The 24,839-nt window shown below is 60.0% G+C and carries 22 protein-coding genes, 1 tRNA gene, 1 pseudogene and 2 riboswitches; of the genes and pseudogenes, 14 read left to right on the top strand and 10 right to left on the bottom strand.

The window, feature by feature from the left end:
* Positions 1–123 precede the first annotated feature (123 nt).
* Positions 124–258, bottom strand: a riboswitch (glycine riboswitch).
* Between the two features lie 45 nt (positions 259–303).
* Positions 304–425: riboswitch (glycine riboswitch) on the bottom strand.
* Between the two features lie 206 nt (positions 426–631).
* Together ACSQ8V_RS18035 and ACSQ8V_RS18030 are read right to left on the bottom strand one after the other, a co-directional pair.
* Positions 632–1,009, bottom strand: a complete 378-nt coding sequence (locus ACSQ8V_RS18035) for a hypothetical protein (RefSeq protein ID WP_436206515.1) — start codon at positions 1,007–1,009, stop codon at positions 632–634.
* 154 nt (positions 1,010–1,163) lie between these two features.
* On the bottom strand, positions 1,164–2,207 hold the full coding sequence (locus ACSQ8V_RS18030) for an oxidoreductase (protein ID WP_436206514.1): 1,044 nt from the start codon (positions 2,205–2,207) through the stop codon (positions 1,164–1,166).
* Positions 2,208–2,445: 238 nt separating this feature from the next.
* Between ACSQ8V_RS18030 and ACSQ8V_RS18025 the strand changes: the two genes are divergently transcribed.
* Positions 2,446–4,551, top strand: a complete 2,106-nt coding sequence (locus ACSQ8V_RS18025; protein WP_436206513.1) for a UvrD-helicase domain-containing protein — start codon at positions 2,446–2,448, stop codon at positions 4,549–4,551.
* Positions 4,552–4,637: 86 nt separating this feature from the next.
* Here ACSQ8V_RS18025 and ACSQ8V_RS18020 read toward each other — a convergent pair whose 3' ends face one another.
* Positions 4,638–5,543 carry a c-type cytochrome gene (locus ACSQ8V_RS18020; protein WP_213764995.1) on the bottom strand — a complete coding sequence of 302 codons (906 nt, stop codon included), beginning with the start codon at positions 5,541–5,543 and terminating at the stop codon, positions 4,638–4,640.
* A gap of 322 nt (positions 5,544–5,865) precedes the next feature.
* Between ACSQ8V_RS18020 and ACSQ8V_RS18015 the strand changes: the two genes are divergently transcribed.
* Positions 5,866–5,941, top strand: a tRNA-Arg gene (locus ACSQ8V_RS18015).
* 129 nt (positions 5,942–6,070) lie between these two features.
* Here the strand turns inward: ACSQ8V_RS18015 and ACSQ8V_RS18010 are convergent.
* Together ACSQ8V_RS18010 and ACSQ8V_RS18005 are read right to left on the bottom strand one after the other, a co-directional pair.
* Positions 6,071–6,466, bottom strand: a complete 396-nt coding sequence (locus ACSQ8V_RS18010) for a type II toxin-antitoxin system VapC family toxin (RefSeq protein WP_436206512.1) — start codon at positions 6,464–6,466, stop codon at positions 6,071–6,073.
* Positions 6,466–6,678, bottom strand: a complete 213-nt coding sequence (locus ACSQ8V_RS18005; RefSeq protein ID WP_436183004.1) for an AbrB/MazE/SpoVT family DNA-binding domain-containing protein — start codon at positions 6,676–6,678, stop codon at positions 6,466–6,468. The genes ACSQ8V_RS18010 and ACSQ8V_RS18005 overlap by 1 nt, the downstream gene beginning before the upstream one ends.
* A 504-nt stretch (positions 6,679–7,182) precedes the next feature.
* Between ACSQ8V_RS18005 and ACSQ8V_RS18000 the strand changes: the two genes are divergently transcribed.
* The 4 genes and pseudogenes from ACSQ8V_RS18000 to ACSQ8V_RS17985 all read left to right on the top strand — a co-directional run bounded on the left by ACSQ8V_RS18000 (position 7,183) and on the right by ACSQ8V_RS17985 (position 9,966).
* The gene (locus ACSQ8V_RS18000; RefSeq protein ID WP_213764994.1) at positions 7,183–7,527 is read left to right on the top strand and encodes a hypothetical protein; all 345 of its coding nucleotides are present in this window, start codon (positions 7,183–7,185) and stop codon (positions 7,525–7,527) included.
* A 654-nt stretch (positions 7,528–8,181) separates the two neighbouring features.
* Positions 8,182–8,598: a hypothetical protein gene (locus tag ACSQ8V_RS17995; protein ID WP_436206511.1), complete on the top strand. Its 417-nt coding sequence runs from the start codon at positions 8,182–8,184 to the stop codon at positions 8,596–8,598.
* A gap of 314 nt (positions 8,599–8,912) precedes the next feature.
* On the top strand, positions 8,913–9,578 hold the full coding sequence (locus tag ACSQ8V_RS17990; RefSeq protein ID WP_436206510.1) for a DUF433 domain-containing protein: 666 nt from the start codon (positions 8,913–8,915) through the stop codon (positions 9,576–9,578).
* A pseudogene (locus ACSQ8V_RS17985) lies at positions 9,575–9,966 on the top strand (hypothetical protein). The gene ACSQ8V_RS17990 and the pseudogene ACSQ8V_RS17985 overlap by 4 nt, the downstream one beginning before the upstream one ends.
* 25 nt (positions 9,967–9,991) lie before the next feature.
* Here ACSQ8V_RS17985 and ACSQ8V_RS17980 read toward each other — a convergent pair.
* A complete protein-coding gene (locus tag ACSQ8V_RS17980) occupies positions 9,992–11,089 on the bottom strand; it encodes a Rieske 2Fe-2S domain-containing protein (protein WP_436206509.1) in 1,098 nt (365 codons plus the stop codon).
* A gap of 301 nt (positions 11,090–11,390) precedes the next feature.
* Between ACSQ8V_RS17980 and ACSQ8V_RS17975 the strand changes: the two genes are divergently transcribed.
* Positions 11,391–12,482: a diguanylate cyclase gene (locus ACSQ8V_RS17975; RefSeq protein ID WP_436206508.1), complete on the top strand. Its 1,092-nt coding sequence runs from the start codon at positions 11,391–11,393 to the stop codon at positions 12,480–12,482.
* Positions 12,483–12,513: 31 nt separating this feature from the next.
* On the opposite strand, the gene ACSQ8V_RS17970 is transcribed toward ACSQ8V_RS17975, so the two are convergent.
* The 4 genes from ACSQ8V_RS17970 to ACSQ8V_RS17955 form a co-directional block, all read right to left on the bottom strand.
* The gene (locus ACSQ8V_RS17970) at positions 12,514–13,245 is read right to left on the bottom strand and encodes an RNA polymerase sigma factor FliA (protein WP_213769208.1); all 732 of its coding nucleotides are present in this window, start codon (positions 13,243–13,245) and stop codon (positions 12,514–12,516) included.
* Between the two features lie 30 nt (positions 13,246–13,275).
* Positions 13,276–14,208, bottom strand: coding sequence for a MinD/ParA family protein (locus ACSQ8V_RS17965; protein ID WP_436206507.1), 933 nt, complete (start codon positions 14,206–14,208; stop codon positions 13,276–13,278).
* The gene (gene flhF / locus ACSQ8V_RS17960) at positions 14,201–15,910 is read right to left on the bottom strand and encodes a flagellar biosynthesis protein FlhF (RefSeq protein WP_436206506.1); all 1,710 of its coding nucleotides are present in this window, start codon (positions 15,908–15,910) and stop codon (positions 14,201–14,203) included. The genes ACSQ8V_RS17965 and flhF overlap by 8 nt, the downstream gene beginning before the upstream one ends.
* Positions 15,911–16,018: 108 nt before the next feature.
* Complete coding sequence (locus ACSQ8V_RS17955) at positions 16,019–16,267, bottom strand: hypothetical protein (RefSeq protein WP_436206505.1); 249 nt, start codon at positions 16,265–16,267, stop codon at positions 16,019–16,021.
* Positions 16,268–16,477: 210 nt separating this feature from the next.
* On the opposite strand from ACSQ8V_RS17955, the gene ACSQ8V_RS17950 reads away from it, so the two are divergent.
* The 7 genes from ACSQ8V_RS17950 to ACSQ8V_RS17920 all read left to right on the top strand — a co-directional run bounded on the left by ACSQ8V_RS17950 (position 16,478) and on the right by ACSQ8V_RS17920 (position 23,862).
* On the top strand, positions 16,478–17,146 hold the full coding sequence (locus ACSQ8V_RS17950; protein ID WP_213769200.1) for a cysteine hydrolase family protein: 669 nt from the start codon (positions 16,478–16,480) through the stop codon (positions 17,144–17,146).
* Positions 17,147–17,162: 16 nt separating this feature from the next.
* A complete protein-coding gene (locus tag ACSQ8V_RS17945) occupies positions 17,163–18,050 on the top strand; it encodes a DUF2877 domain-containing protein (RefSeq protein ID WP_436206504.1) in 888 nt (295 codons plus the stop codon).
* A 137-nt stretch (positions 18,051–18,187) separates the two neighbouring features.
* A complete protein-coding gene (gene fdrA, locus ACSQ8V_RS17940) occupies positions 18,188–19,744 on the top strand; it encodes an acyl-CoA synthetase FdrA (RefSeq protein WP_436206503.1) in 1,557 nt (518 codons plus the stop codon).
* A gap of 7 nt (positions 19,745–19,751) precedes the next feature.
* The gene (locus ACSQ8V_RS17935) at positions 19,752–21,158 is read left to right on the top strand and encodes an oxamate carbamoyltransferase subunit AllG family protein (RefSeq protein WP_436206502.1); all 1,407 of its coding nucleotides are present in this window, start codon (positions 19,752–19,754) and stop codon (positions 21,156–21,158) included.
* 19 nt (positions 21,159–21,177) lie between these two features.
* Positions 21,178–22,137, top strand: a complete 960-nt coding sequence (arcC, locus tag ACSQ8V_RS17930; protein WP_436206501.1) for a carbamate kinase — start codon at positions 21,178–21,180, stop codon at positions 22,135–22,137.
* Positions 22,138–22,200: 63 nt separating this feature from the next.
* Complete coding sequence (locus tag ACSQ8V_RS17925; protein WP_436182992.1) at positions 22,201–22,593, top strand: allophanate hydrolase-related protein; 393 nt, start codon at positions 22,201–22,203, stop codon at positions 22,591–22,593.
* 27 nt (positions 22,594–22,620) lie between these two features.
* The gene (locus ACSQ8V_RS17920) at positions 22,621–23,862 is read left to right on the top strand and encodes a cytosine permease (protein ID WP_436206500.1); all 1,242 of its coding nucleotides are present in this window, start codon (positions 22,621–22,623) and stop codon (positions 23,860–23,862) included.
* The last annotated feature ends 977 nt before the right edge of the window (positions 23,863–24,839 follow it).

The following is a 24,839-nucleotide window of genomic DNA, read 5'->3' as shown; positions in this document are numbered from 1 at the left end:
CTCGGGCGTGCGCGAAAACAAAAAAAGGCCATGCGTTGAACCCGCTCGGGATTTCGGCCTTCGCTGCTGCATTGAATAACGCCAATGCAACATGCAAAGCCCAAACCGCGTAGCGATCCGGTACATGACCCCTCTGTCCTCGGTACCTGAGAGATTGCACGCTGTTCGCCAATGATCCGACGTTCAACGCGCGCCCCTTCGGTGGGCATCTGGCTGGTACTTCTTTGTTAGCCGATGCCGCTCTCCAGAGTTCGACTTTCCGTTTTTGGCGCCCAATTCAAGGCGCAGTTCATATACGGAACTTCGACGCGGCCGGTCCTTTTGCCTGAGAGTTTGTGGGTGTGCCCCTTCGGCGGCGCTTGCTTCGTTTTAAGTCGTTCTCGATGCGAACAACCGAAGCCAGCGCGCTCTCCCGACGCGTGCGGCGAATTTACGCGACCGAATTCAGCTTGTCAAACGGGAGAGGCCGACGCAGCGGCTCTTGATCCTTTCCGAGCCCTGGATCGACGCGCTTTTCTGGATGTTGCCCGGTTTTCAACTCAACGCGGGGCATCAATGAGAATAAGAAAGCCAAGCCGAACGACGGATACCCGCACAAGGGCCTGTCGTTCGGCGCATAAAACCGCGGTGCTTACCGAATCGCGTGCTGCAAACCGTCCAGCTCCTCGTTCAGCGTGTGCTGTTCTTCACCCGACAAACCGCCGCCGTGCTGGGAAGCCATGTCACGCGCTTCCTGACGCACTGCATCCAGCCGATGATGGAACGCATCGCCTTGTGGCGGCGGATAAAAGCCCTGGCTTACGCGCTGATCGACGTGATGCCAAAGCGCGTTGATGCGACCGTTGACCTGATCCATCCGATGAACCGCTTCCATGTGCGGATCGGGGCGTACAGGCGTTTCCTGAACGACATTGACTTGCCGTGCCGGTTCGACGACACACGCCGCCAGCGATCCCGCGAGCGCCACGCCAATCAGCGCACGGGTAAAACCTGCTTTAAGCGTCAGCATTGAAGTTCTCCACTTTTGGTTTTTAAGATAAGACGATTGGAGAAGAACGGTCCGCGCACCGCACCGGCTGACGCCGGGACGGTGCGCAAATGTAACGCTGTGTGTTTGAAAGTCTTGCGTGGGCCGATTGTTATCGCTCGTTATCGCTGCGATATCACAGCGGCGTGAAATCCAGCCGGCGTCCTTCGGCATTGCTGCGAATGGCGATATCGATGATGGTCATGACATCGACGGCATCTTGCGACGTGACCGGGAACGGCTTGCCCTCGAGCACCGATGCCGCCAGCGCTCGATAAAACTCCGCATAAGCGCCATCGCGGGTCGCGAATTCCTGGCGCAAGTCGTGGTCGCCATCGACTTCGCGAAGCAGGCCGGGCTGATTGTGGCCGAAGCCGGGGTTCCCCGGGCGCAAACCGGCTTTGAGCTGGTCTTCCTGCACATCGAGACCTGTTTTCACATAACTTCCGCGCGTGCCGTGAATGGCGAAGCGCGGCGGCTCCAGCGCGGCCAGCGCGGTCGCGTGCAGCACGATCTCCTTGTCCGCATAGCCGAGCAGCAGATGAACATAATCCGGTGCGCTCGCGTGATCGCGGTGGGCTTTGACGCTGGCGAATATGGTTTGTGGCCGGCCGAAGAGCGCCAGCGCCTGATCGATGAGATGCGGCCCGAGATCGAACAACAAACCGCCGCCACGCGACGCTTCCTCGCGCCAGCGTTGCGGCACTTTCGGCCGAAACCGGTCGAAATGCGATTCGTAGTGCGTGACGCGCCCAAGCCGGCCACTTTCGATCAACGCGCGCACCGTCATGAAATCGCCATCCCAGCGACGATTATGGAACGGCGCGAACAGCAGTCCGCGCGTTTTGGCCAACTCGGTGAGCGTTTTTGCGTCAGCGCCGGACAAGGTGACGGGCTTGTCGACCACGACGTTCCTGCCCGCTTCCAGGGCTTTCCTGGCGAGATCGAAATGGGTGTCGTTGGGCGTTGCAATGACGATGCAATCGAGTTCATCGAGGGCGAGCAGTGCATCGAAATCCTCGACGATCGTCGCGTTCGGATAATCAGCCTGCGCCCGCTCGGGTTTGCCGGTGGCAATGGCGGTCACCGTCGCGCGGCCACAATGCTCGATTACCGGCGCGTGAAACGTTTCGCCGGCAAAGCCATAGCCCATCAGGCCTACTTTTAGAAGTGCTGTCATGCGGGCATCCTGTTGTCTTGGCGATGCCGGTATTGTGGCATGGGCCGCTGGCGATGTCGGGCCGGTGGTTACGTCTGCGTCGCGCCTCACAGGCGCGTGGATTGAAACAAACAAACCCGTGTTAACATCGCGCTCTCGAAATCGCTCCCGCTCGCCAGCGGCGCAATTTTGCTCACCACAGCGTATTTCCGGCAGCCGAAACGTCCGCCCGATTTACGCATCTCAAAGTGTCCGAACGATGTCCGCAGCAGGTATGAACGCCGCGCAATCCGAAGCGGTGCGCTATCTCGATGGCCCATGTCTTGTCCTTGCCGGCGCCGGCAGCGGCAAGACACGCGTGATCACCCAGAAGATTGCCCATCTGATCGAAGGCAAAGGCTTCGAACCGAAGCACATTGCCGCGCTGACCTTCACGAACAAGGCCGCGCTCGAAATGCGCGAGCGCACGGCCAAGCTGCTCGAAGGGAAGACGCTCACCACGCCCGGCAAGGAAGGCCGCCGGGTGCCGGTGAACCAGTTGACCATCTCCACGTTTCACTCGCTTGGCGTGCAGATCATGCGGCAGGAAGCCGAGCACGTCGGCCTGAAACCGCAGTTCTCGATCATGGATTCCAGCGATTGCTTCGGCCTCGTCCAGGAACAGCTCGGAACTACCGACAAGGGCCTGATCCGCAAGGTCCAGTCGATTATTTCGCTGTGGAAAAACGGCATGATGTCGCCGGATCAGGCGGCGGCAAGCGCGTCCAATGAGGACGAGATGCAGGCCGCCATTGTGTTTCGCAGCTACGTGGCAACGCTGCACGCGTACCAGGCGCTCGATTTCGATGACCTGATCCTGAAGCCCGCGCAGCTTTTCGCGGAGAACGAGCAGGTTCGCGAAAAGTGGCAGAACCGGCTGCGTTATCTGCTGATCGATGAATATCAGGACACGAATACCTGTCAGTACGAGCTGCTGAAATTGCTGGCCGGTCCGCGTGCGGCGTTTACGGCCGTGGGCGATGACGACCAGGCCATCTACGGTTGGCGCGGCGCGACGCTGGAGAACCTGGCGCAGTTGGGCAAGGACTTTCCGAAGCTGCATGTGGTGAAGCTCGAGCAGAACTACCGGTCGACCGTGCGCATCCTGACGGCCGCCAACAACGTGATTGCGAACAACCCGAAATTATTCGAGAAAAAGCTGTGGTCCGAACACGGCATGGGCGACTCCATTACCGTGACCGCTTGCAACGACGAAGAGCACGAAGCGGAATCCGTCGTGTTCCGGCTGTCGGCGCATAAGTTCGAGCGGCGCGCGGCGTTTCGCGACTACGCCATTTTGTATCGTGGGAATTTTCAGGCGCGGATCTTCGAGCAGGTTTTGCGGCGGGAGCGGATTCCGTACGTGTTGTCGGGCGGCCAGTCATTTTTCGACAAAGCCGAGATCAAGGACATCGTTTCGTATTTGCGGCTGATCGCGAATCCCGACGACGACCCCGCGTTTATCCGCGCGATCACCACGCCGCGGCGGGGCGTCGGCAATACCACGCTAGAGGCGCTGGGCTCGTTCGCCGGTCAGGCGAAGGTCTCGCTGTTCGAAGCCGTGTTCATGGGCGGTATTGAAGCGCGATTGTCGGCGCGGCAGGTCGAGCCGTTGCGCGCGTTTTGCGAATGGATGCAGCGCCTGTCCGAGCGGGCAGGGCGCGATCCGGCCACGCAGGTGCTTGACGACATGATGGAGGCGATCCATTACGAGGCGTATCTCTACGATGCCCACGACGAACGTCAGGCGCAATCGAAGTGGCAGAACGTGCTGGAATTCTGCGAGTGGCTGAAGAAAAAGGGCACGAAGCCGGAGGCTGCGCCGTCCGAAGATTCCGAGGCCACGGGTTATGACAACGCCGATGGTTTCGGCGATGAAGGCAAGAACCTGCTCGGCCTGATCCAGACCGTCGCGCTGATGTCCATGCTGGAAGGCAAGGACGAAAACCCCGATGCCGTGCGGCTGACGACGGTGCATGCGTCGAAGGGGCTGGAATATCCGCACGTGTTTCTGGTTGGCGTCGAAGAGGGGATCATGCCGCATCGAGGTAATCCCGATGCCGACGCGGACGCGCCGGTCGACACCGGCCGGATCGAGGAAGAGCGGCGGCTGATGTACGTCGCGATCACGCGGGCGCAGCGCAGCCTTCATGTGAACTGGTGCAAGAAGCGCAAGCGGGCGCGGGAGACCGTGGTGTGCGAGGCGTCGCGGTTTATCCCCGAAATGCTTCTCGACGATGCCCCGCCGCCGACGGAGGAGGAAGCGCCGATGTCGCCGAAGGACCGGATGGCGCGGCTCAAAGAGTTGCTGCAGAAGCCGGCTTGATTGTCTCGGTCGGCTTTGGCTGCATTAAAAAACCCTGCGTTTTGCGCAGGGTTTTTTGTTTGCGGTGCGTGAGGGGACGCGGTTAATTATTTGGCGGCTGCGACCATGTAATCGACGGCGGCTTTCACGTCGGCATCGGATGCATTCGATCCACCCTTGGGCGGCATCGCGCCCTTGCCATGCAGCGCGTAGTTGTAGACGGTGTCCATCGGCTCTTTCAGGCGCGGAGCCCAGGCGTCCTTATCGCCATATTTCGGTGCATTGAGCACACCGGCCGCGTGACAGGCCTGGCAGACCTGCGTGTAGAGCGTCTTGCCAGCCTGCGATGCATCCGCGCTTTGTGTGCCTGCTGCCGCACCTGAACTTGCTTGCGGCACGTTCGCTAGGGCAGCGACTGCGGCGGCGGCCTGGGCGTTGTCGGTCGATGCCGCGCCTGCTGCTGCTCCGCTCGCCGGTGCTGCCGCCGATGCGCCCGCAGCCGCGCCTGGCGCCGGTTGCGCGGGTTCGGCGAATTTTGCGCCGGCGTCGTTAGCCATATAGACGACTGCGCGGGAGATTTCGAAGTCGCTATAGTCGTCGGGGCTGGTGCCGCCGCGTGCGGGCATGCCGCCTTTGCCGTTGAGCGCGTTGTGGAGCAGGGTGTCGTAGCCTTCCGCGATGCGGGGCGCCCAGTCGCCGGCATTGCCGAACTTGGGTGCGCCGGCTACGCCGGCCGTGTGGCAGGTTGTGCAGACCGCCTTGAAGACTTCTTCGCCGGTTTTGTACACGCGTGGGGCGTTGGCGTCGCGTATGTCGACCTGCGCAACCGGGGCGATGCGCGCGGCCACTTCGGCGTCGGAGAGGGAATCGGTGCCGGCGCCGGTGCGCGTCGTGTTGTTGACGTAGACGGCCAGCAGGACGATCACGACGATCGGGACGGCGAACCCGGCGACTATTGCCGCAATGAGTTGGCCAGGCGTTTTGATCGGGACTCCGTGGGGTGATTCACTCATGCTCGTCTCGTCTCCCTTTTATTTGTGAGTCGGTTCAGCAACAGCGTGACGCCAACAACGACTTTCCGGGGTGTTCGTGATCGTTTTCACCAGCACGGTCGATTATAGACGGAACGTTTACGTGGCGGCGTGCCCGCAAAGGCCTGTCGCAGCGCGTGTTAACCCGGATTCCGGTTGTCGGGACGAGGGTGCTCGCGGGTTCGGTTATCGGTTGGCCTGGTCCTTGCGGTGGACGGATCGGCGGAAAACAGGTATTGTTTCGGACTCGCAGCGGCCCTGCCTCCATTGTTTTGTATATGGAACGCGGTGCCCTCGGTCATACGCGCCCGTAGCTCAATGGATAGAGTACTGCCCTCCGAAGGCAGGGGTTGCTGGTTCGATCCCAGCCGGGCGCACCAATCTTCGTAACAATCCAGGTTCCCAACGTTTGCTCCGCTCCTCGGATTTTCATGGAACGAGCGCCTGATGACTCCAGCTAAACACGTTGCAAAAAACGGGATCCGAGATGTCGGCGCCCGCGCAGACTCTCACGAGCGGGCCGGCTTTGGGAAAAACACGGTGTCCGGCAGACCGTTGAAATGTGCGTCACACGTAAGCAAATCCGCACCCTGCTGTCTTGCTGTCGCATAGACGATCGCATCCGCGGTCGCCAGTTTGTGTTCCCGATGCAATTCGGCCGCCAGCAACGCGATGGCCGTGTCTAACGGTACGACCGTACATTTCTGCGTGTAGGCAATGACTTGGTCGGCCTGTTCTTCACCGACCTCGCGCACCAGCCATTTCGACAATTCGAGCTGTACGATCGTCGGAACGATACAGCGCGACTTGTCCGGAAATTCCCCGCTCAGCTTCTTGCCTAGCGCACTCCCGACCAACCACTCGATCCAGGCCGACGTATCAATCACGCGCATTGAAGTCGCCATTAGTACCGGTCCTCGCGGTCACGATAGTCGTCTTTCCTGGCACCTTTCGCGATGCCGACCAGTTGCTCCAATTCGGGCACGGGCATTACTAGCACGCCTTTGCCCTTCGGAATGAACACGAACTCTTGTCCGGCCTCCCAATGCTGTTCTTCACGAACCGCTTTGGGAATGGAGATCTGAAATTTGCTGGATAGCGTAGCAGTGGCGGGCATTGTCTTACCTTCTATTAATCGATATGAGTTTGGTAAGAATACATCTGTTTTCCATGGCATGCCAGGATGGTCAGAACGGCGGGTTAGGTCGCTGCATGGTTCTCTGATTCGGATATGGGCGCCAATCTCCAGATTCGCCCTTACGCGGGAATCACGTTCAACTCTAAGCGCATGCCGAGCGCGGCCAGAGCCGATGCGATCGTGTCGATCTTTGTCACATGCCCAATGTCAACTATGCTGGTTCGAACCGCTGACGCGGCGGAAATGTAGACTTGCACATGCTATGCACCAGATTGCTGGCCGTAGACGGAGCCGGCCATGGAACAGAAGATCCGGAGGCCGCTCGTACTGCGTGCACCTTAGTAGAGGTTCAAACCAGTAATAATCAACGCGCTGGGCAACGGGGCGATAACCTGGACAGTGCGAATCCGCACCCATGTTGATTCTTGCGCCCATGCCCGCATGTGGTGAGGTTGATAGACGATCGTAGGCAGGCCAATAAGCATGAACAAAACTGAATTCACCGAGCACGACAGCACGCGTGCCGAGTTGCTATGTTTCCTCGTCGCGATTGCGGCGGCATCGTACGCGCTGAATCAAGAATGGCGTGTGGACCATGTCGTTGAATGTTGCCGTCGGTGGCTAAAGAAGAACCGGCTGACGATGCACTGGCTCGATCGGGTCCGAATGGGCCAACTTGCGCTGAAGATCGCCAGTAAAGACTTGCTGGAGGCAGGAGTCGCGGTTCGGCTGTCAAGCGTGCAGGCACTCTTCACCGATGAAATGGAACTCAACGGCTCGAGCACAATGGTGCAGAGGATGATGGCGCTTTGTCACGATGCACTCTGACTACGTCTGCCAGCAGATTGCAGAACGTAACCATGGACGTTCACCTATCAGCGACATCAGCAGGGCGACGATAAACACGCGGTCCCGCCACCCGCCATTGCATCTGAACTGCATCTAATGCGCGTGAACCAAGTGTAGTCCGCCGCGCCGTCATCTCCGAACACAGCCAAAGTCACGACCGGACGATACCCGCGCCTCGCCCGGACTTCTCCTCAAACCGCTGTATTAACGAACATCCCGTTGGCGTTCGATGCACCTTGTTGCTGAAGGTTGCTCGCAAGACTCTGCAGGAACGTCTGCAACTGAGTATTCGTGCTGCTCGTCGACGAGCCGGACGTCGAACCCAACGCTGAAAGCAGATTCTGAAAATCCGACGTCAGACCGCTGGCGCTGCTTGAATCCGACGATGAACCGGTCGAGGTGGAAGCCGAAGTAGTGCTACTTGAGTTGGAGGTCAACGAATCAGCCAGATCGGCGATTTGGGATGCAAGATCGCCGCCTCCGCCACCTCCGTGCCCATGATGCCCGTGATGAGCCGGCGCTGCGCCAGAAGGCGTCGCCGGCGCGGTTGTCGCAGCCGTGCTGGTCGCCGCGGTTGCGGCTGAACCCGCAGTGCTTGCGGCGGTTGCCGAAATCGCACTGGTGGCCGTGTCATTGTCGCTGGTGCTCGTCGATGTCGGGCTTGTGCTTCCCTGTTGCCCAGCGGCCTGGAACAGCGCGCCAAGAAATTGCTGTAGAGCTGCGGCTACCGAAGTTGCCGACGGCGCCGAAGCGCTGGACGTTGGATCAGTTGCGGCCGTCGAACTGGTTGAAGAGGTATCGCTCGATGACGTGAATCCAAGCGTGGACAACGCTGCGGAAAGAGCTTGCGCCAAGGGGTTTGTGCTATCGGAATTGCTTGTCGATGTGGCCGACGAAGAATCCGCGCTGGTTCCGGTCTGTTGGTTTGCGCGCGTGCGGTTAACCGCCCACGGCTCGGCGCTAGCAGCCGATCCGGTCAGTGCTGAAATGGACATGCATTGCTCCGAGTGGTTAGCGTCAAATCTTGCTGAGGAGGGCCAGAAAGTTTAGTAGCCGCTACCGTTGTTAACGGCCTTGGATTAGAGATCTTTCGAAATCTTTTGAGATCTTTCGAGAATTCGATCGGGCGCTTATTACGCGATATTTCTGACGCTTAGTAAGGCGCAGTCGTGTCCATCCGCAAGCATCGACCACCGATTTTCGCGTCGCCTATTTGGCAGAAAGAGCCATGCAACGTGCGGTGGGTTTGGACGAACAGACGTGCTTGCCGCCAAGCGACACGTATCGGCAACACGCGACCAATCGACAAAAAATGCCACAAAGCTTCGTCAAGTCGACGTCGCGCTTACCGGTAGAATGTCCGCATGGAACTCACTGGCATTGGCCTATACACCCTTCAGGAAGCAGAACGGCTCACCGGCGCTCAAGCGCGCGAAGTGAGCCGCTGGCTGTTCGGCTATACGTTCAAGGGTGGTGTCGGCGCGCCGCTGTGGAAATCTCAACTTGCAGATCTCGACGAAAAGGTGATCGGTTTTCGCGACCTGATGGAACTACGTATCGTCAAGGCATTCCGCAATCACGACGTTCCGCTTCAGGTAATTCGTGCTGCGATCGAAGGCGCGAAGGCAATGTTTGGGACTGGATATCCTTTCACTGCCCATCGGTTCCTGACTGATGGCAAATCGATTTTTTCCGAAGCGTTGCAAGAACACGGCGATGCTGAAATGACCGATCTTGCCAAGCGCCAATTGGTGTTTGAACACATCGTCAGGCCGGCGTTGTACACGGGGATCGAATTTTCAGGTGACGGCCAGGCAACGCGTTGGTTTCCACTCAAACGCAGCAAGGCGATCGTGCTCGATCCGGAAATCGCTTTTGGGAAGCCTGTGCTTACCGACTATGGCGTGAGAACGGAAATCATCGCTGAGGCCTTCAAGGCCGAGAAAAATAAGAAAATAGTCGCGTCCCTATTCGATGTCCCGGTCGCAGCAGTCGAAGCTGCTATCCGCTACGAGCGGATGGCAGCATGAAGTATTTCTTCGACAACAACCTTTCCCCGCATCTGGCTCATGCTATCCGGGAGCTCTGCCGAGTCGAAGAGACCGTTGCGCGGGTCATACATCTGCGTGACAGGTTTCCACCGGACGCGAAGGACCACGATTGGAAGGGCGCTGGGTTGTTCTATCGCAGGATGCCTTTCGTAAAAACGACATCGAGCGCAAGGCCCTGCGGGATTCCGGCCTGATAACGTTCGTGTTTCATCGGCAGTGGACAGAGCGCCAGCACTGGGACAAGGCACAAAATCTGGTGAAGTGGTGGCCGGCAATACTCGGTCAAAGCCGAAGAATAAAAGGTGGTGCGGCGTTTCGAGTGCCATGGAGGCACAGCGGTGGAAAATTCGAACAAATTCCGCTGTAGTCCATGAGCAAAGTGGGGACGGTGTTTAGCCTCCCCCATTCAACTCCGTCCCATACCCCCACCCCCACTCCCTCAAATACTTCCGATACCCCACCGACAACCTGTCACACACCTGATGCAACTCAGCCTGCGGATCGAGCGGCAACCGCTTTGGCCATTGCGATTCCACAATCGGCGTGTCCTGCATCAATATCTGCATATTGAAGTCATATAACGCCTGATCGGAGTGCGTGGATTCGTCCTCGAACACGGACACCAGCCACGCCCGCGTCTCCGTTTCACTCACGGGCGACGCCACCAGCAACAGATGCAACGCGCCCGCACCGTGCTGCGCCGCCTTCGACAAACTCGCCACCAGTGGCCGTTTCACGCGATACACATAGTCAATATCCACGCCCTCCTGTCCCGGCAAACCCGCAGGTTGCCAGAAGCGACACTGCCGCGCCTCAAGCCCGCCCGCCGTTTCAATCACTTCGTAATCCTGCACTTCCGCGTGCGATGCATCGCCGAGAATGCCGGTATGCACGAACGGGAAGTGCGCCATATCGAGGAAATTCTCGACCACGCGCGGCGCCGATGAACGCACCGTTTGCGCCGCGAGATTGATCCGGCGCGCACTGGGCATGTCGTACTCTGCGTACTCCGGAAAGAAATCCAGCGGACGCGAAGGCTCGCCGAGACACGTCCACACAACACCGTATTTCTCCTCCACGCGATAAGTCCGCGCGCAAGCGCGCTTCGCGGGGCGTATGGAAGGATTGGCGGGAATATGGATGCACTGGCCATCGGCGTCGTAGCGCCAGCCGTGATACGGGCATGCAAGCACCCCGCCCGTCACCGAGCCCAACGACAACTGCGCCCCGCGATGCGGACAGAGATCGCGCCAGACGTGGGCATTGGTAAACATATCGGGCTGCGCTGCCGGAACGTCAGTCTCCGACGCGTTGCGCCAGACCACCAGCCGTTCGCCCGCCACCACAAACCCTCGCGATTCCCCGGCGGGCACATCGGTGCTATTACACACAGGCAGCCATTCGCCGAGCAACGCGGCATTGGGCGCGGCGAGAGCGTCATCGGCAGCATTCATGCCGTCAGTGGAAGAAGCGGGTTCAAAGGGTTGCATCGGGCGTCAAAAAAACCTACGTAGCAGATAACGATTCAAACATCGACTCAAAATAACAATTCGAAAACAACCCAGGGGGAAACGCAAGCCGCCAAAAACGCCCTGGCGCGCCGAATGCGTACTACTTCATTCGATATCGATTACACGAACTCAGCATTAATCCGCCACGAATTTCGCCGAATCGCGCTGTTTTCAGCCACTTTTCAACGACGCAGTACGATTGCAATTCTGCACTACGCAGTCACTGCAGAAAACGCGGCATCGATCAGCACTTCGGGAATCGTCATCAGGGAGACTCAGAATGGGGCAGGTGAATGACCCCTTCCACCGGCAGCGTGGTTACGTGTGGTTGCCCTATCTCGATCCGGAAAAAGAGCAGGCGACGCTACGAGTCATACTGGGCGGCCTCGCAACGGCCGTGTACGGCGCGCTGGCGTGGTCCGTTCCAACGCCCGCCGCTATCGCCAGTTTCCATGCGCTCGCGCTCTATCTGATCTACGGCGTCGCGACCCGGCTAATCATCAGCCAAATGCAGCGGCAGTCGACTCTGCGGCTCGCATTCACGACCGTCGCTGACCAGGCATTGCTCGCCGTGGTTCTCGGCGCAGGCGGGGCGCTAACATTGCCCATGCTGTGGGCCGTCTTTCTCTTCCTGATCGGTGCGGGCGGGCGCTACGGCAAGCGCGCGCTGGCGTTGTCGTGTGGAACGGCGCTGGTGGGAATCGTCGCGTTGTCCGTCTTGCAGCCCTGGTGGATGATCAACCGGTCCGCGGCGCTGGGGATTGGCCTGAGCGCGCTCGGGGCGTCGGTCTATCTCGCGGTGCTGATCGGCCGCCTCGGCAGCGCGAACCGCGACCTCGCGCTCAAGGCCGGCACCGATCCGCTCACGGGGTTGAGCAACCGCTACATGCTGGAGCAGACTATCGGCCGGGCGGTGATGGCGATATCGACGGGACAGGAAGGCGCGACCGGGCTGCTGCTGATCGATCTCGACGGCTTCAAGGAAGTCAACGATACCTACGGCCACGAAGTCGGCGACGTCGTGCTGCAAACTTTCTCGGCGCTGCTGGCAAGAAGGGTAAGAGCCACCGACACAGTCGCGCGTCTCGGCGGCGATGAATTCGTCGTACTGGCGCGGCATGTGACCGGCAACCATGCCGTGCAAACGGTGGCAAACGGCGTACACGCGGTGCTGGCGGAAATGACGTCGGTGCAGGACCGAGTGGTGAATCTATCGGCGAGTATTGGTGCTTGCGTGATTTCGCCGGACCTGAGCACCGGCTACAGGGAGATTGCCGTGCTGATGCGCGCCGCTGATCGCGCGATGTATCGCGCCAAGGCGCTCGGCAAAGGTCAGACGGTGTTCGCCGAAAGCGCGGATTTCGAAACCTGATCTGCGTTCACCGGCCTTCAGCGGCTGGACGTCAAGCCTCCACGCCCGACCACGCCTGTTCCCGCAACTTCGCCCGCAGACGCGCGACGGCCTGACTGTGCAACTGGCACACACGCGATTCGCTGACTTCCATCACGGCGCCAATCTCGCGCAGATTCAACCCCTTCTCGTAATACAGGCTCATCAGCAGCTTTTCGCGTTCGGGCAATTTATCGATGGCCTCAACGAGCGCCGAGCGCAAGCTGCCGTCGAGCAGCGCGGAGAGCGGGTCGGCTTTATCGACGCAATAACGGTCGAGAAACGGCTCGTCATCGGAAGAACGATCGAAGTCTTCGTAATAGATCAACTGGCTGCCATGCAGATCCTGCAGCATGGACTGGTATTCGACGAGCGGCATGTTCAGGTGCTCAGCCACTTCCTGTTCGCTCGCCGACCGGCCGAGATGCTGCTCGACCTTGTGCACCGCCGATTCCACCTCGCGCGAGGTCTTGCGCATGCTGCGCGGCAGCCAGTCGTTGGCACGCAGTTCGTCGAGCATCGCGCCGCGAATGCGCTGGCTGGCGTAGGTCTCGAACTGCGCGCCCTGATCTTCTTTATAGCGGCTCGCGGCATCCAGCAAGCCGATCATGCCGGCCTGGATCAGGTCGTCCAGATCGACGCTGGCCGGCATTTTCGCCACGAGCTGCAGGCCGAGCCGGCGCACCAGCGGTGCGTAGCGGGTCAGGACCTCGGCCTGTGACAGTTTTCCCTGGGCGTTATACATCGCGTTCACCTTGTTCCTTCTCCTGCGGCATCACACGGACGCGGGGCTGCTCATCGCAAGCTGCATCAATGGCGTTTCGGTGCGGCGTGCCGCGCCGGAGTTGATCGAGTACTCCAACCCAGGCTGCGTTTCCGCAAACAAGGTCTGCACGGGCCATTCAAACTGCGACGCTTGTGGCATCGGCCAGTACTGCAATTCAGCGGCAATCTGCCGATAATCCCGGGCGGCGGCCGTCGCCGGAAAAGCTTCCACCGCGCAGCGCGACAGCTCGTGCGCTCGCGTCACGCGCGGATCTTCGGCCACGTAACCCGCCGGCATGAGTTGCACCGAGAGATAGCGGCTGGCGACGTCCGCGAGGTTATCGAAGGCGATTTGTGCGTCGGCGCCGTTCTTCACGTGATTCACGACGACCCGGAACCGTCCGATGGCATGCGCGTAGTGCAGACGCTTGATGCAGGCATACGCCTCGGTGATCGCGACCGGCGCCACGCGGGTCACGATCACGAAGTCGTGCGCTTGCACGGCCAGGCTTGATAGCGCGCCGCTGCGATCGAGCTGGGTATCGATCAGGACGATATCGGCGGGTCCGTCGAGCAACACCCGGCAATGCGCGGCGTCCTGGCTGATGCGTTCGTCGCGAGGCGCGGCGATCACCGAAAAGCCAAACGGCGTGCGCGTGACGGCGTCCTGCAAAAAACGCTTGCCGGACAAGACCGCGCCCAGTGCGCCGTTGGGCGGCACCTTCGCCAACTGGCTCACCGACAACGCGTTCTGGCGCTCATCGATCACCAGCACATCCTTGCCTTGCGCGGCGAGGGCGGAAGCCAGGTTGACGACCGTCGAGGTATTGCCGGTGCCCCCCAATCCACCTGCCGGGGCGCCGCACACCGCCACGACCCGGGAGCCGTTGCGTGTCAGCAGACGGCGCAAGCCTTCGGCCTGATCGGACGCGAACTTATCCAAAGTGAACCTCATGCAGTTCAGTGGAAGCGCGCGCGGAGAGCGCGGACAGGAGCGCCGGCACGTCGTCGTCTTGCGGCACGAACGGCGAGCCATCGCGCGGGATGCAGAAGGCGCTCTTGATCAGGAAGCGCTTGGTCGCGACGTACAGGTTTTCCGGCACCTTCTGACCCGTCGATACGTAATGCACGGGCAGCTTGTAGCGGATCACGGTGTCGAGCACGCCACCCAAATTCGTGGCTTCATCGAGCTTGGTCAGGATGCAGCCCGCGAGCGGCGGCTGGTCCGGCGTGCTCTGGTAGGCCTGCACGACTTCGTTCAAGGTATCGCCGTGGCTGGTGGCGTTCAGCAGCAGCAGGCGTTGCACCGGATGGCCGGCACCGCACAACATCGAGATGTGATCGGCGACAGTGCGGTCACGCTGGCTCATGCCGATCGTATCGATCAGTACGATGTGCTTGTTGCGCAGTTCGGAGAGCGCGAGTTGCAGGTCGCTTGCGTCTTTCACCGCATGCACCGACACCCCGAGGATCTTGCCGAAAATACGCAGTTGTTCGTGTGCGCCGATCCGGTAGCTGTCCGTGGTGAGCAGCGCGACCTTGCTGGCGCCGAAGCGCATCACGCAGCGCGCGGCGAGCTTGGCGGTGGTGGTGGTCTTGCCCACTCCCGTCGGGCCCATCAGCGCGAAGACGCCGCCGCGGTTCATCATGGATTCTTCGCTGTCCATGACGGGCAGGTTGTTTTCGAGCACTTGCTGAACCCATTGCATCGACGCTTCGGCTTGTTCAATCTCCGGCATGTTGTCGATCATCAAGCGCACCAGTTGCGCGGAGAAACCGGCGGCGAACAGGCGCTTGGTCAGCTCGGCGTGATTCGGGCTGCGGCGCTGGCGATCGCCCCACAGCAAGCCGGCGAAGTGCTCTTCCATCATGCCGCGCATTGACGAAAGTTCATGCATGACGGTGTCGTTCACGACTTGCTCCATGCGGGTGCGGATGGCTTCGGTAACAGCGGCCGCCGCCGATGCCGGCAAGCCCGCAAATGCGCCTTCCTGCATCGAACTGGCGGCCTGGGCCGAGGACGTGTGCACTTGCGGCTGGATCTGGGCGTGTATTTGCGCGGTTTTTTGTTCCGCGCGGCGAGCGGCGAGGTACGCCGCTTCGCGTGTCCATCCGGGGGCTTGCGCGGATTCCTGCGACGTGACGGAAACAGGACTGCCTAATCCCTTCGCAATTGCCGCCGATGCGCTCAGCGCGCGTTGCGGCGCACTTTCAGCGGCCGACTGCGCCACCCGGCGTGCATGCTCGATCAACCAGGGATTCGATTCGGCCATCGTGAACGACGTGTCATCTGCTTGCGCTTCAGGCTCCATGTCATCCAGCGGTTCGGGATTGGCGCCGAACACCGACGAAAAGACATCGCCGCTGGCGTACGGGTTCGAACCCCCGTTCGAATTCGAGTGGGACTGCGAATGTGACTGCGCGTGTGATTGGTTTCCGGCCAACGTCTTCAGCTTCATTTCGCGATGCTCGGCGGCAGCTTTCGGGGAGATCTGCGCGAGGTCGCCGTCCGCAACCGCAACGATCTCAACGCTGCCGTCTTCGGTCACCCGGTTCGACAACACGATCGCATCGGGGCCCAGTGCCTCACGGACGACCCGGAACGCGTCGCGACTCGTGGCACCGATGAATTTGCGGATGTTCATTTACCCCCCGATGAGCTCGCGCTCACGTTGATCTGTTGCGATTGACCGGTTGCGTCACGTTTTGAGCGCCTTACTCTGGTCCCATGCACGGTGGCTGCCATGAATGAATTATTGCAAGGGCGGCTGGCGGGCCATCGGCTGATAAGAGCCGGGAAAGCGGGGTAATTCGGGAGATCGATGACGGGGGCGGCGCACGGGCCGCATCGGGGAAATGCGTGCCGGATCAAACATCAGACAATTGCCCTGATATTTGCAAAAGCGGCGACGAAAACCTTCATTAATTGTTTTATTACCCGCCATGTTATTCCACAGCGGGGTCGAGACGATTATTTCATCTTTCGCCTTATTATTGCGCAACACCGCGCCGGGCAGTTCGTGATAATGATTTTATTAAGTTTTTGAAACGACTTTAATCAAGCCTGAAAATCGATGAACAATAGTTAAGTCGGTGAAATATCTATCGTGCGTCAGGGCGAACCTACCTATAATAAATCGAAGGACAATTCAAATAAATTGCAATAGCAGAGCAAGCATTTCACGTCCTGACATTAATCAAGGAATATCCAAATGGCTCAAAAACTATTTCACGCACAACCATTCCCGCTTCCGTTCGATCCACAAACAACGGCATTGGTCATGATCGACATGCAGCGGGATTTTGTTGAACCGGGAGGTTTTGGCGAAGCCTTGGGAAATGACGTTTCCCTGGTGCGCACCGCAATTGTCCCGTGCGGGAAAGTGTTGAAGGCCGCGCGTGATTCGAAGCTGCTGGTCATCCATACGCGCGAAGGCCACCGTGCCGATCTGGCCGATTGCCCGCCCGCGAAACTGACGCGCGGCGGCAAGACCTTCATTGGCACAGACGGCCCCATGGGCCGCATCCTGGTTCGCGGCGAGGCAGGGCACGACATCATTCCCGAGCTGTATCCAACGTTTGGCGAACCCATCATCGACAAACCCGGCAAGGGCGCGTTCTATGAAACCGACCTGCAACTGGTCCTGCAAAACCACGGAATCAAGACGCTTATCGTGTGCGGGGTGACAACTGAGGTCTGCGTGACCACGACCGTTCGCGAAGCGAATGACCGCGGCTACGAATGCATTATTCCGGCGGATTGCGTCGGATCGTATTTCCCGGCATTCCAGAAATCAGCGCTGGAGATGATCCAGGCGCAGGGCGCAATCTTCGGCTGGGTCAGCGACGCCGCGGCCGTTGTCGACGGCTTGCGCGGCTGAAGCCGGCCGGGCAGCCATGGCACTCCTGACGTTCACCGTGTGCTCGGTTGGCTATATGGCGGAGCACGGGCCGCGCGAGACGCTGCGGTTCTGGGTTCACAGCTGTTTCCAGCACGCAATGAACATGTCGTCGGCGAGCGGCGAGTTGCTGACCTTGCTGAGTCCGCGCTATCAGAACCTGCCCACGGCGATCAGGCTGTCGACGCCGCCAGGCTGGGATTGGCGCCATCAGGCGCACTCCCGGCAGCCCATCACACTCGAGAACAACGAGTTGCGCGGCACGCTCTGGCGCGCGAACCTGAGCCGGGCGCCGTGCTGGCGGCCCGAAACGGATCGGGGGGCTGGCGGCCATTCGCTGAACGCGTTGCTGGCGGCTTATCCGTTGCTGGCGAGCCAGTTGCTGGAGTACTGCCTGGAACGCGAGGTGCGCAGCAGCCTGCAATTGCTGCCGGGCTGGCCGCCAGGGGGGCGCATACCGCGCTTGAACCTCGGCGACACCAAGGCCGAGTTGGAAAGCGGCGTCTCGGAACTGATTGGGTACGGAGCGGGGTTGACGCCGGACGGCGACGACTATCTGCTGGGTTATCTGGCGTCGTTATGGCCGTGGCAACATCTGGAAGCCATATCCGCCCATTTGAAACTATTGCGTCCGGCAATAAAGAACCAGCTTCACCGGACGACCAGTATCAGCCGGCATTATCTGGCGCTTGCGTTGCAGGGGCACTATTCACAGTCGATCGACCATTTGACGACGGTCCTGATTCACGGAAGCCCGCCGGCGGATGTGAAACTTTCGGCAATCAATGTCATGAAATTTGGTTCGTCATCTGGCGCGGATTGTCTCGGAGGGTTCCTGCACGGAATAAAAGCGCTTGGAAAGGTTGAGCAGAAAGAAATGATTTGATCCTTTATACGGATTAGTTGAAAACCATTATCGAGTTAATCAGATTGATGGCATCCGGCGCGTGCAACGCCGGGTTCGCCAGGCGGACACTCGGCCGAATCTGGACCAGGCAAGTGTAACGATTACCGGAAGCTGAAATGAGCATAAGAACCAAGGTCTTCAAGAACATGTATCAGGACTCCGTCTCCCTGATGCAGATATCCGCGCACATCTCCAAACTCGCCGGCATCGAGCAGGCTTCGGTGGTGATGGGAACGAGCACGAATCTCGCGCAATTGCGGGACGCGGCTCTGGACGACGGCTGCACAGCCGGCCCGAACGATCTCGTCATCGCGGTGCGCGGGGAAATCGCGGCGTGCGACGGTGCGCTCGTTATCGCGGAAGAGCGTTTGAACAGCAAGCCGGAGGAGTCAAGCGGCGACGGCGTGCGTCCGCCACCGCTTGCCAGCCTCGAAATGGCGGTGGAACAGGAGGCGGCATCGAATCTCGCCCTGATCTCCGTTCCCGGCGATTACGCCGCCGCCGAGGCGATGAAGGCGCTGCGTCTGGGCATGTCGGTCATGCTTTTCAGCGACAACGTCAGCCTCGCTCATGAGCGCGACATCAAGACCCTCGCGGCTGAGAAAAACCTGCTGGTGATGGGGCCCGATTGCGGGACGGCCATTATCAATGGGCTGCCGTTGGGCTTCGCCAATGTGGTGAGGCGCGGGTCGATTGGCGTAGTGGCGGCGTCGGGCACGGGATTGCAGGAGGTGACGTGCCGCATCGACCAGTTGGGCGCCGGGATTTCGCAGGCGCTCGGCACGGGCGGGCATGACCTGCACGAATCGATCGGCGGGATCTCCATGTTGTACGGCCTCGATGCGCTGAGCGCAGATCCCGACACCCATGTGATCGTGCTGATCTCCAAGCCGCCCGCTCCGGCAGTCGCGGAAAAGATTCTGGCGCGGGCGCGCGCGGCGGGCAAGCCGGTCGTCGTCAACTTCCTGGGCGCGCGGCCGGAAGACATGAACGTGCCGGGAATCACCCCCGCGTACACCCTTGCCGATGCCGCCGGCTTCGCCGTCGCGTTGCTCTCGGGCGCCCAACTGCCGCCTACGGTGGCCGAGGTCAGCACGCCCGACGCCGGTCGTCTCCACGATTACAGCCGTACCTTGCGGCCCATCCGGCGCTTCATCCGCGGTGTGTTCGCGGGTGGCACCTTTTGCTATGAGAGCCAGTTGTTATGCCGGCAACGCGGCTTCGCCGCGTCGTCGAATACGCCGGTTGCGTCCAACAGCAAGCTCGAGGATATCTGGCACAGCACGGGCCACACACTCGTCGACATGGGCGATGACGATTTCACGCGCGGCCGTCCGCATCCCATGATCGATCCCACGCTGCGCAACCAGCGGATCCTTGCGGAGCTGAACGACCCGCAAACCGCTGTCGTGTTGTTCGATCTCGTGCTGGGTTATGGCGCATCGACAGAACCTGCCCGCGAGTTGTTAGAGCTGATCGAACACGCGCGCCTTCAGGCGGCTGGCCGCGACCTGCCGGTCCTGATCTCGCACGTCTGCGGCACGGAAGCCGATCCACAAGTCAGAAGCCGTCAGGTCGATACCTTGCGCGAAGCCGGCGTTCTCGTCGCCGGTTGCAACGCGCAGGCGGCGCTCTGGGCGAGCCACGTCGCCCACCTTCAGGCGCAAAAATAACGGGACCATGATGAACACGCTATTTAACCAGCCACTGACCGTGGTGAATGCAGGCTTGAGCAGTTTCGCCGATAACCTGGCGCTAGCCGGCGGCGACGTCACCGATTTGCGCTGGCAGCCGCCCGCTCTCGGCGATGTCGACGCGGGACTGGCGCTGGCATCGCTGATTCGCCATCCGCTGGTCGAGCAGGCCAACGTCCAGGCGTTCCAGCAATATCTCGCGGCGCAGCCCGTGCTCGTCGATGTCATGAGTGCAGCGCAAGCGATCAGCGCGATGGCGCATCGCAAGCTGATCCTCCACGCGGGGCCGCCGATCGACTGGGCCGATATGTGCGGACCGGTGAAGGGTGCGATTGTCGGCGCGATCCTGTTTGAGGGATGGGCGACGACCCACGAAGCCGCCGAGCGGCTGGCGGCGGATGGCGCGATCGACTTCGAGCCGTGTCACCACTATCAGGCGGTCGGCCCCATGGCGGGCATCATCAGCCCGTCCATGCCGCTGTGGGTGATCGAGAACAAAACAAATGGCCGGCGGGCTTTCAGCAACTTCAACGAAGGACTCGGCAAGGTGCTGCGTTTCGGCGCCAATAACCACGAAGTCCTGGACCGCCTGCACTGGATGACGCAAGAACTCGCGCCGGCTTTGAAGGCCGCATTAAAGGTGCTGGGCGAAGTCGAGTTGAAGCCGATGATGGCGCAGGCGCTGCACATGGGCGACGAAGTCCATAACCGCAATGCGGCCGCCACCGGCCTCCTGATCAAGCGCCTGATTCCCGCGTTGCTATCGACCGGATTGCCGATCGAGCGGATTCAGCGCGTGACGGAGTTCATCGTTGGCAACGATCACTTCTTCCTCAATCTCTCGATGGCCGCATGCAAGGCGATGACCGATGCGGCCCACAACGTGCCCTTCAGTTCAATGATCACGGTCATGGCGCGCAACGGCGTGAATTTCGGTATCCGCATGTCCGGCACGGGCGACCGATGGTTCCAGGCGCCGGCCAATCCCGTGGAAGGTTTGTTCTTCCCGGGCTATGGAGTGGAAGACGCCGCAGCCGATCTCGGCGACAGCGCGATCACCGAGACGGCGGGCGTGGGCGGCTTCGCCATGGCGTCGTCGCCGGCGATTGTCAAGTTCGTGGGCGGCACGCCGGCGGACGCCACCAGCAACAGCCGTCGCATGCAAGCCATCACGCTGGGCGGCAATCCCGCGTTCACGCTTCCCGCGCTGAATTTCGCACCGACCGCCGCGGGCATTGATGCCCGCAAGGTGGTTGATCGCGGCATCCTGCCGATCATCAATACCGGGATTGCGCACAAGGAGGCGGGCGTCGGGCAGATTGGCGCGGGCATTACCACGGCGCCGATGCCGGGTTTCATCGAAGCGATTCGCGCGCTCGCCGAATACGTTTAAACCACACGGGACACGCATCATGACCAAGCCTCTGGCAATTGTCGCGGTCGGCGGCAACGCGCTGATCCGCGACGATCAACACGATAGTATTCCTGATCAATATGACGCGGTCGTCGAAAGTGCGGGGCACATTGCCGACATGATCGAGGCCGGATGGGATCTGGTGCTGACGCACGGCAACGGACCTCAAGTCGGTTTTATCCTGCGCCGCTCCGAACTCGCCGCCGATGAAGTCCGGCCAGTGCCCCTGGACTACGCCGTCGGCGATACGCAGGGCGCTATTGGCTACATGTTTCAAAAGGCGTTGAGCAACGCGTTGCGGCGTCGCGGGATTCGTCGGCAAGTGGTCACGGTTGTGACCCAGACGCGTGTCAGCCGCGACGATCCGGCGTTCCTCAAACCGGGCAAGCCAATAGGCGCTTTCCTCGATGAAGCCACCGCGCTGCAGCGCCAAAAGTCACTCGGATGGACGCTGATGGAGGATGCCGGACGAGGCTGGCGCCGGACCGTGGCGTCGCCTCAGCCGCTGGAGATCATGGAGCGGGAGGTCATCGCGACGCTGCTTGCGCAGGGGTGCGTGGTGATTGCGTGCGGCGGCGGCGGCATTCCAGTTCTGGTCGATGAACACCATCAGATCTCGGGTGTGGAAGCGGTCATCGACAAGGACCTGGCTTCGGCGCTTCTCGCCGAGCAATTGGGTGCCGATCTCCTGCTGATTCCCACAGGCGTTGAACAGGTGGCGATTAATTTCGGCAAGCCGGAACAGCGCTGGCTCGACACGCTTAGCCTGGCCGAAGCGCAAAAATTGATCTCGCAAGATCAGTTCGGCGCGGGAAGCATGCTGCCCAAAGTGGAAGCAATCATGCGATTCGTTACCCATAGCCGGGCGCATGGCGGACACGGCAAAGGCTTGATTACCAGTCCGGAAGCGATCAAGCGTGCGCTCGATCGCAAGACCGGGACGTGGATCACGCAATAGCGGTTCGTGTCGTGTGAATTTAACTTAGCAATACGAATTTCATTGAAGAACGAAGGCAGACAGATGAACAAAACTACTTTGCTGGCCGTCAACGGCACGCTCATGCGCGGGCTCGAACTGAACGGCAACATGACCGCGGCGGGCGGCGTGTTCTTGCGTGAAGATCACACCGATCCGCATTACCGGCTCTGGAGCATTGGCGATCGTCATCCGGGAATGATCCGCGTGGCAGCCGGCGGAACCTCTGTCGCGCTCGAGGTCTGGGAATTGCCGCTCGCGTCGTTTGCCGCTTTGTTGTTGAGCGAACCGGCGGGTCTGGCGATCGGCAAGGTGACGCTTCGCGACGGCAATCAGGTGTTGGGCGTGCTGGCCGAACCCTGGCTGGTTGAAAACCAGAAAGACATCACCGCGCACGGAAGCTGGCGTGCCTATACCGGCCATTTCCATTCCGCCTGACCGTTCGAAACCTCCGGGGACATTTGTATGCGCAACACTGACGAAGGCCCGAATACGGCGCCCGGGTACCGCATTGCCATGATTTTATTGGGCATTGCCATTACGCCGGTTTTACTCTCCTCTTCCAGTCTGGGGAGCCAGTTATCAAGTCTGGCGTTGATCAAAGTGGTGGTCATCGGCGGCATTATCCTGACCATCCTTTCCGCGATCACGATTTGCGTCGGCGAGAAGGCGCGGCTGCCAACCTACGGTATCGTCAAATATCCGTTCGGCGAAAAAGGGGCGATCGCCATCAACATCCTGCTCGCGATCAGCTTGTTCGGGTGGATCGCCGTGACCGCGAATATGTTTGGGCATTCGGTTCACGATCTGCTGGCGCAGCAGGGCTTTGAAATACCCGTGCCGCTGCTGGTTGCGGTGGGTTGCGTGATTTTTGTGGCCGCTACAGCGTTTGGTTTCGAACTGCTTGGGAAGGTGGCTCAGTTCGCCATACCTGTCATTGCGTTGATGCTTTGTTATTGCGTTTATGTCGCGGCGCACGGGATGGTCCCGGTGCCAGCCGGATTCACCGATATGAATACCGGCGTGGCCGTTTCCACTGTTGTCGGGACGATTATTGTGCTGGTGGCCACGCTGCCGGATTTCGGCAGTTTCGTTCACGACCGCAAGCACGCGTTGATTGGCGCGGTGCTGACGTTCCTGATTGCTTATCCGTTGTTGTATTGGGCGGGCGCCACGCCGAGCGGGATATCAGGGAAAGCTTCCTTGCTCGGCGCGATGGCTGTGTTTGGCGCTGTGCTGCCGGCTGCGTTGCTGCTCATTTTTGCGACGGTAACGGGGAATGCCGGGAATATGTTTCAAGGCACGCTGGTCGTTTCGACCTTGTTCACGCGGTTTCCGAAATGGCAGATTACTGTCGCGCTGGGCGTGCTGGCGGTCATTGTCGGGAGCATGGACATCATGGCGTGGTTTATCCCGTTCCTGCTTTTTTTGGGGATCGCGACGCCGCCGGTGGCTGGGATTTATATCGCTGACTTTTTGCTTTATCGGCGAGGCGGGTATGACGCGCGCTTGCTCACTACTGATCCTCAAGTGAAGGTGCTTACGTTCGTTGCATGGATCATCGGGTCGCTGGTCGGGTTCATGACGGTGAAGGGCGTTTTTTCCTTCACGAGCATCCCGTCGCTTGATTCGATTATTGTCGCGTGTGCTTGTTATGCGATTTTTAGCCGGGTTACGCGGTTGCGGGGGGTCGCTTCGCGGCTTTAAGTGGAATTGGTTTTCGTTCGCACTCGGGTGGGGGCGCTGGCGCTTGGTGGGCTGGGGGTGGGTTTTCGGGTTGGTGGGCCGGGGTCGATGCCAGGGTGTCAGGTTCTGGGGTTAGTGGGCGGGGTCATCGCTGGGGTGGTCGGTTCTGGGGTTAGCGGTCAGGGTCAATGCCGGGTTGCTGCTTTCAGCGGTAGTGGTCTGCGAGAGTCGGATTTTCTCTTTATCACTATTAGCCACTGTGCGTGGCGGCACGTCATTTCTTTGTCCAAAGCGACAAAGAAACGAAGCAAAGAAAGCGCTTTAACCGCTCTACCCTAAGTGTCCACAGCGTGCAGTTTCTATTCATAGGTGCCCCAAAAGCACGGTGCTCGCCAGAGCCACGGATGTGTGAAACCCTCCTTCTCCGAACACCGATACCCACACGCTTCGCCACCAGTGATTGAACCTGCCCAAGGTTCACCCCGCGCTATCCGCGGACAACCTCCCGCCAAATCAGTACGCGCCTCGAACCTCGTCGCCAACCCGCCAAGAAACGAAGCCGTGAAGATGTGGGCGGCCGTAACCGACGAAGATAGCTGTACAGAACGCGCAGCCAATTCACAAAAAACTGAAGCAGCAAACACAAACACGCATGAAGCTGCCCTATGAATACGGTCGCACAGACCAGGTAGCTAACCTGTCAAAAAACCGCAGCCGTAAATACCTGTGAGGCCGTTCGGGTTCCTTAGCAATGGTGCTTGCCCGAGAGCGTACGGGGCGAAGCGTGTTCGTGTCAGGATTCGCGAGAAGGAGGGGTTCAAACATCCTTCGCTCTGGCGAGCACCGTGCTTTTGGGGCACCTATGAATGAAAACTGCACGCTGTGGACACTTAGGGTAGCGTGTTTGAAAGCGTTTTCTTTGCTTCGTTTCTTTGTCGCTTTGGACAAAGAAATGACGTGCCGCCACGCACAGTGGCTAATAGTGATAAAGAGAAAAT

This window comes from Caballeronia sp. LjRoot31, from assembly GCF_964253885.1.
Lineage (GTDB): Bacteria > Pseudomonadota > Gammaproteobacteria > Burkholderiales > Burkholderiaceae > Caballeronia.
The sequence above is the reverse complement of the archived record's forward strand: the minus strand, read 5'-3'. Positions and strand labels throughout refer to the sequence as shown.